This is a genomic window from Virgibacillus sp. M23, from assembly GCF_034190895.1.
GTDB lineage: Bacteria > Bacillota > Bacilli > Bacillales > Amphibacillaceae > Virgibacillus > Virgibacillus salarius.
Map to the genome: position 1 here is coordinate 1 of NZ_JAWDHA010000126.1, position 1,010 is coordinate 1,010.

The 1,010-nt window shown below is 42.8% G+C and carries 1 protein-coding gene; it reads right to left on the reverse strand.

Translation table 11 applies throughout. The annotated features are described in order from the left end of the window. On the reverse strand, nucleotides 1–888 hold an 888-nt coding region (locus RVS70_RS21515; RefSeq protein ID WP_321134761.1), incomplete at its 3' end, for an IS110 family transposase. Between the last annotated feature and the right edge of the window lie 122 nt (nucleotides 889–1,010).

Consider the following 1,010-nt stretch of genomic DNA (forward strand, 5'->3'; position numbering starts at 1 on the left):
CCCCAGCCCTTTAATATTCATCATTTCCTGGGCGCCTGGAATGTCTTTCATGAGATCTGTAATTTCCATGTCCAGTTCGGTTAATTGGCTCTGATAGAGCTCGTATTGGTCTAAGAGACTGTGTATTTCTTTTCTTGCGAAACGCAATCCAACTTCAATGCCGACACTCTTCCTTGCCTTCTCAATGAACTGAGTTGCACGCTTGATTCCGACGCCTCGCTTAATTGTCGTTTTCCATTGTGCTAATACTTCCTCCGGAGTCACGCCTCGGAGGTCGGATGGAAACGGAAAGTTACGTAAGCTGAATAAAGCTGTCTTGCCTTCCCAGTCTTTGAATACATCATTAAACTCTGGGAAATATCGCTGAATATGGTTTTGAATGCGTCCTTCAATGATAATCAGCTGTTTGACGAGTTGATCTCGTAATTTGATCCCTTCCCGCAGTTCGGCATAAATGCCATCGAGAAGATTTGGTACGGAGTATCGTCCGTCTTTTATCAGCTGTGCAATGACACGCGCATCCTTGGTGTCATTTTTCGTTGGTGAGTTATCATCGAGTTCTTTGGACTTTTTCACGTGCATAGGGTTTACCAGCACAAAGTTAATATCTTTTGCTTTCAGATAATAAGCAAGGCTCAGCCAAAAGTGTCCTGTTGGCTCTGCACCGATGATTAATTCACTTTTACGGTGTTCTTTTTGAAGTCTGGAGACCCAGTTTAAAAGCTGTTCAAAGCCATGAACGCGATTGTCGAAGATCAGTCGTTTTCCAAATTCAAACCCTCGGTCATCCTGCGCACGTGCCACGTGTTTGTTTTTAGCGATGTCGATTCCTACAATTAATGTTTCTGGTGTGATTTGCGATAGTTTGTGATTTTGATTATAATTCATAGTGAGACCTCTCCTTGGTATTTATTAATTTCGGGGTCAATGCGCATTGACACCCTGTACTATACCAAGGGGGCTCTTTTTTGTTCAACCCTCAAATTTCTTCATTACAGGAATGCTCCTAT